The 5,908-nt window shown below is 35.1% G+C and carries 6 protein-coding genes and 1 pseudogene; 1 reads left to right on the forward strand and 6 read right to left on the reverse strand.

Going from position 1 to position 5,908, the window contains the following annotated elements; all coding sequences use genetic code 11:
* Positions 1-162: 162 nt before the first annotated feature.
* On the forward strand, positions 163-615 hold the full coding sequence (gene smpB / locus PHC28_RS14695) for an SsrA-binding protein SmpB (protein WP_300102248.1): 453 nt from the start codon (positions 163-165) through the stop codon (positions 613-615).
* A gap of 13 nt (positions 616-628) precedes the next feature.
* Here smpB and argH read toward each other — a convergent pair whose 3' ends face one another.
* The 6 genes and pseudogenes from argH to PHC28_RS14725 form a co-directional block, all read right to left on the reverse strand.
* Positions 629-1,909, reverse strand: coding sequence for an argininosuccinate lyase (gene argH / locus PHC28_RS14700; RefSeq protein WP_300102251.1), 1,281 nt, complete (start codon positions 1,907-1,909; stop codon positions 629-631).
* Between the two features lie 59 nt (positions 1,910-1,968).
* Complete coding sequence (locus PHC28_RS14705) at positions 1,969-3,042, reverse strand: M20 family metallo-hydrolase (protein WP_300102254.1); 1,074 nt, start codon at positions 3,040-3,042, stop codon at positions 1,969-1,971.
* Positions 3,043-3,099: 57 nt separating this feature from the next.
* Positions 3,100-3,885, reverse strand: coding sequence for an acetylglutamate kinase (gene argB / locus PHC28_RS14710; protein WP_300102257.1), 786 nt, complete (start codon positions 3,883-3,885; stop codon positions 3,100-3,102).
* Positions 3,875-4,825, reverse strand: a complete 951-nt coding sequence (locus PHC28_RS14715; RefSeq protein ID WP_300102260.1) for an N-acetylornithine carbamoyltransferase — start codon at positions 4,823-4,825, stop codon at positions 3,875-3,877. The genes argB and PHC28_RS14715 overlap by 11 nt, the downstream gene beginning before the upstream one ends.
* A 201-nt stretch (positions 4,826-5,026) precedes the next feature.
* Entirely contained in the window at positions 5,027-5,407 is a 381-nt protein-coding gene (locus PHC28_RS14720) for a GxxExxY protein (protein WP_300102263.1), read from the reverse strand.
* Between the two features lie 101 nt (positions 5,408-5,508).
* Positions 5,509-5,908, reverse strand: a pseudogene (locus PHC28_RS14725) (glutamate 5-kinase); the annotation flags it as partial.

Raw genomic sequence — 5,908 nt, forward strand, 5'->3', positions numbered from 1 at the left:
ATATTTTTTATAATTATTTGGTTCTATTTGAAATGCATTAAAGAGTTTATATATTGGTTTTTTTAGTTTAATTTCACAGAAATGACTGTGAATTAATTATTTTATCTAAATAATTTACCTTTATTTTAGATTTTTTCTTTTTTATCCTACATTTGCATTCCTATGCTAAAAACTGTAAACATACTTAATAAAAGAGCCCGTTTCGATTATGAAATAATCGAAAAATTTACTGCTGGAATTGTTTTGGCAGGAACCGAAATAAAATCCATCCGGTTAGGAAAAGCTAATATCACCGAGAGTTTTTGTGAATTTAGTGGTACTGAACTTTTTGCTATAAATACTTATATTGAAGAATATGCTTTTGGCAATCAATTCAATCATAAAGCGAGGAGCGAGCGTAAACTTTTGTTGAATAAAAGAGAATTAAAAGGCTTGTCGAGAAGTGTTCAAGCCAAGGGTTTGACCATTGTTCCCTTAAAATTGTTTACCAATGAAAAAGGAATGGCGAAACTAGAAATAGGACTTTGCAGAGGTAAAAAAACCTACGATAAGCGTGAATCTCTTAAGGAGCAAGATACCAAACGTGATCTTGACAGGATAAAAAAAGCTTTCTAGAAAAAAAATTATTCTAGAAAGCACTTTTCATCTTTTCTTTAATTTCCTCTAAACACAAATTATTGATACTTCCTTCGTGAGTATGTTTCGTCGCTTTTGGTGATTGAAAAGTGCCATTTTCAACTTGTAAACCAACGGTTTTATAGGCATCTCTGAATGGAATTCCTGCAACCACCATTTCGTTTAAAGTGTCAACAGTAAATAGGTAGTTGTATTTTGGATCGTTTAAAATATTGTCTTTTACTTTAATGTCTTTGATAGAGAAAATTGCAATATCCAAACAGGCTCTCAAGTTTTGAATCGCAGGAAACAAACCTTCTTTCAATAACTGTAAATCACGATGATAACCACTTGGAAGATTGTTAGTAATTAAAGTGATTTCATAAGGCAAGGCTTGAATCTTGTTGCATTTTCCACGAATTAATTCAAAAACATCTGGGTTTTTCTTGTGGGGCATAATGCTGGAACCTGTTGTAAGATGCGCTGGTAAAGTGATAAAATCAAAATTCTGGCTCATATACAAACAAACGTCCATAGAAAATTTTGCTAATGTAGCGGCAACACTACTCATTGCAAAAGCGACTGTTTTTTCAGATTTTCCACGGCTCATTTGTGCCGCTACCGAATTAAATTTTAAAGTTTCGAAACCTAATTCTTTAGTTGTAAATGTTCTATTAATTGGGAAAGAACTTCCGTAACCTGCCGCTGAACCTAATGGATTTTGGTCTACAATTTTAAAGGCAGCGTTCAACATCGTAATATCATCAATCAAAGTTTCGGCATAGGCAGAAAACCACATTCCGAAAGATGATGGCATCGCAATTTGAAGATGCGTATAACCTGGCAACAAAACATTCTGGTGTTTATCTGCTGATTCCATTAACAAGTCAAAAAGCGTTTTTACTTGCGATTTGAATTCGGTAACCACATCTTTGAGATATAAATTAACGTCAACTAAAACTTGATCGTTTCTGGAACGCGCAGTATGGATTTTCTTTCCAGCATCGCCCAATTTTACAGTCAATAAATATTCGATTTTTGAATGTACATCTTCAAAGCTGTCTTCAATTTCGAATTTTCCTTTTTCTACTTCGATGATTATATCTTCTAATGCCAGAACCAAAGAATCGGTTTCTTCTTCTGTTAAAAGTCCTATTAGTCCCAACATTTTGGCGTGAGCGATAGAGCCTAAAGCATCATATTTGGCTAGTACTAAATCGAGTTCTCTATCATTTCCAACGGTGAAATGTTCAATTTGTTTATCTGTTGGTATTCCTTTTTCCCAAAGTTTCATAGGTGTGTTTTTTATTTCGTATTTCGTATATCGCAGGGACAAGTCGCGACTTGTCCCTACTAAATATTTTTAAAAAAATCAGTCAATATTTTAATGTATAAATCGATTCCTTCTTCGATTTCGTTGATGAATATAAATTCGTTTGCCGAGTGAGACCGCAAGCTTTCTCCTGGACCCAATTTCAGCGACTGGCAACTAATTACGGATTGATCTGAAAGAGTAGGAGAGCCATAAGTCGTTCTTCCTAATGCGATTCCAGCTTGAACTAATCCGTGTGAAACAGGAATAGATGAAGCGTTGAGATGCATCGAACGTGGCGTTACTTCGGCAGCCACGTTTGCTTTTACTGTTTCTAAAATCTCGATATTATTGTAACAATCATTCACTCGTATATCAACAACTAAATGGCATTCGGCAGGAACTACATTGTGTTGTTTTCCTGCTGTGACTTGAGTTACGGTCATTTTTACAGGGCCTAAAACCTCGGATATTTTCTCGAATTCGAAGGTTTTAAACCAATCAATTACTGGCATTGCATTGTAAATAGGGTTGTCTGGATTGTTGTGTGCGGCATGACTGGCAGTGCCTTTTACCACAATATCCAAAACCAATAATCCTTTTTCAGCAACGGCTAATTGCATTAATGTAGGTTCACCGATGATGGCACAATCTAATTCTGGCAAATGTTTCAACACACTGTTTAAGCCTTGTTTTCCGCTGCTTTCTTCTTCGGCTGAAGCTACCATCACGATATTGTATGGTAAATTTTCAACAGCATAAAAATGAGTAAATGTAGCGACTAATGAAACTAAACAACCTCCAGCATCATTGCTTCCGAGTCCAAATAATTTACCGTCTTCTGCAATCGCTTCAAACGGATCTTTCGTATAACCTTGGTTGGGTTTTACGGTATCGTGATGGGAATTCAATAAAAGTGTTGGTTTGGATTTATCAAAGTATTTATTGTAAGCCCAAATATTATTGTTTTCCCGTTCGAATGGAATAGTATTTTGAGTAAACCAATTTTCGATTAAAAGTGCTGTTTGATCTTCTTCACTTGAAAAGGAAGGCGTTTCAATTAGTGATTTTAATAGCGCAATGGCTTCTTGTATGAGGATTTCTATGTTTTTCAAAATAGTTTATTGCTAAGACCTAACAGGTTTTTAAAACCTGTTAGGTCTGTTAATATTTTATAATTTTATGTTCGTACAAATAGCCTTGCTATTTTTCAACATTCTATGATGTCCAATTTTTATCTTTTGAACTCCTTTTGACAAACTATTGAAACAGTTGTCTAATTTTGGAATCATTCCAGAATGAATGGCCCCCGCTTCTTTTAATTTAGCGTAAAGTTCCGAATTTATTTGTTCGATTACCGAATTTTCATCCTCAACATCTGTTAAAACGCCCGCTTTTTCGAAACAATAATTCAAAGTTACTTCAAAAACTTCTGAGGCGGCAATGGCCAATTCACTTGCAATTGTATCTGCATTCGTATTTAATAATTGTCCGTTTTTATCGTGAGTGATGGCACAAAAAACGGGAACAATTCCGCTATTGATTAATGTCGCTAATAAAGGCGTATTCACTTTTTGAACATCTCCCACAAAACCGTAATCGATGGTGGGATGGTTTCTTTTGGTCGATTGAATCAAGTTGCCATCTGCACCCGAAAAACCCATTGCATTTGTATTGTTGGCTTGCAATTGAGCCACAATATTTTTGTTGATTTCGCCAGCATAAATCATCACTACGACATCTAGCATTGGTTGATCGGTGATTCTTCGTCCGTCAATCATTTGAGGAACTAAGCCAATACTTTTTGCCATTTTGGTAGCCGATTTTCCGCCACCGTGAACCAGAATCTTGTTGCCTTCAATCTTGGAAAAATCTGCCAAGAATTGGGATAATTCCGTTGGATTATCAATGATGTTGCCACCAATTTTTATGATAGATAAGGATTTCTTATTTTCCATTTTCTAATATTTTTTGCAATACTAATTGAGCGGAATACGTTCTGTTATTCGCTTGTTCGATAACAATCGAATTTTCGCTGTCAATTACTTCGTCAGTCACAATCATATAACGACGAACAGGTAAACAGTGCATAAATTTGGCATTGTTGGTCAGTTTCATTTTATCAGCAGAAACCGTCCATTTTGGATCCGAATTCGTGATTTTCCCGTATTCCTTGTAGTTGCTCCAGTTTTTGGCATAGATAAAATCGGCATTTTCGAACGCCTTGTCTTGATTGTATTCAATTTTGGAATCTTTGGTGATTTCTGGATTTAGTTCGTAACCTTTGGGATGTGTAATTACAAAATCCATTTCAGTTTGCTTTTGCATCATTTCCACAAAAGAATTTGGAACTGCCTGAGGCAAAGATCTAGGATGTGGCGCCCAAGTCAAAACGACTTTTGGTCTGTGTTTCGTTTTGTGTTCTTCCATCGTAATGGCATCGGCAAGGGATTGCATTGGATGTCCAGTGGCACTTTCCATATTTACAACTGGTACGCTAGCATATTTCAAGAAACCAGAAATTACGGTTTCGGCATTGTCTTTTTCTTTGTCCACCAATCCTGCAAAAGCCCTGATGGCAATGATGTCTGCGTATTGGGAAACTACCGCAGCGGCTTCTTTGATATGCTCGGAAGCACCTTGATTCATAATAGCTCCATCTTCATATTCAAGTGTCCAACCTTCGCTGCCAAAGTTCATCACCATCACATTCATTCCTAAATTCGTGGCTGCTTTTTGGGTACTCAAACGCGTTCTCAAACTAGAATTAAAGAACAACATTACTAGTGTTTTGTTCTTGCCCAGTTTCTTATTTTTAAGCGGATTTTTTTTAATTTTTAACGCTTGTTTCACCCATTTGTCGAGTGAATCTATGTTTTGTATGGATATAAAGTTCATAATTGTAAATAATTTGTACGCTGATTAAACGGATTCGCTATCGCGAAAACGCAGATAAAAGCGGATTTTTACTTGTGTTTTTTTGTTTTATTATTTGTAAGCTTATGTAAGCGAATTTTTTCTAATTAATTTTGATATCAATAAATAAATCAGTTTTTATCTGTGTTTGCGAAGCATCAGTATCATCTGCGTTCCATTTTTTTATTTTCTATAATTTTCAAATATTTTTCGTTTGAATTCAGGCTTTTTTCCAAAGTTTAAAAGTAAACCCACTTCACAATCGGTAGCTCTTAAATAGTTTAAGATTTGATTTTCAAAATCTTTAACAATATAATCAGCTGCTTTTAATTCGAGTATAATTGTTTCTTCTACCATTAAATCAGCATAATATTCACCAACTTCCGTTCCTTTATAGAATACAGCAATTCTTTTTTGAGCTTCAACTTTAAGCCCTTTGTTTTTTAATTCTAGGTATAAAGAATTTTGATACACTTTTTCTAAAAAACCATAACCCAACTCATTATAAACTTCATAAAAAGTTTTAATAATTGTTTTTGTTAATTCTTCGTGTAATAATTCCATTTATAACTACATCAAAATTATCTTATTTCTTTATAAAACTTTAAAAAATCTGTTTTATCTGTGTCTTCGCGATAGCGAATCCGCGTCATCCGTGTCCCAATCTATACAATCTTCGTAAACGCAATTTCATTCTTCAAAGCTTTCAAAATGAAATTATCTTCCAGTCCGTTGATAATCCAGGTTTCGATATTGGCTGCTTTGGCAATGGCTGCCGAATCTATTTTGGATTGCATTCCGCCCGTTCCGTGAGAGGATTTTTTGTCTCCAATTTCTTTTTCCAAAACGCTTAAATCAGTAACCAATTTGATGGTTTCCGGAAACTCGTTATTGATGGAAGCTTTGGTGTAAATTCCGTTGGTATTTGTTGCAATAATAAGGATGTCAACATTCAACAAAACGGCTGTCAAAGCGGCCAATTTATCGTTGTCGCCAAATTTGATTTCATCCGTGGCAACGGTGTCATTTTCGTTGATGATGGGGATATAACTGTTTTTGACCAAG

The organism is Flavobacterium sp., from assembly GCF_028712645.1.
Lineage (GTDB): Bacteria > Bacteroidota > Bacteroidia > Flavobacteriales > Flavobacteriaceae > Flavobacterium.

Excerpts from the sequence above, each read along its gene's own strand:
- smpB (WP_300102248.1), top strand. The coding sequence starts at position 163 with ATGCTAAAAACTGTAAACATACTTAATAAAAGAGCCCGTTTCGATTAT.
- argH (WP_300102251.1), bottom strand. The coding sequence starts at position 1,909 with ATGAAACTTTGGGAAAAAGGAATACCAACAGATAAACAAATTGAACAT.
- argB (WP_300102257.1), bottom strand. The coding sequence starts at position 3,885 with ATGGAAAATAAGAAATCCTTATCTATCATAAAAATTGGTGGCAACATC.
- PHC28_RS14720 (WP_300102263.1), bottom strand. The coding sequence starts at position 5,407 with ATGGAATTATTACACGAAGAATTAACAAAAACAATTATTAAAACTTTT.
- PHC28_RS14715 (WP_300102260.1), bottom strand. The coding sequence starts at position 4,825 with ATGAACTTTATATCCATACAAAACATAGATTCACTCGACAAATGGGTG.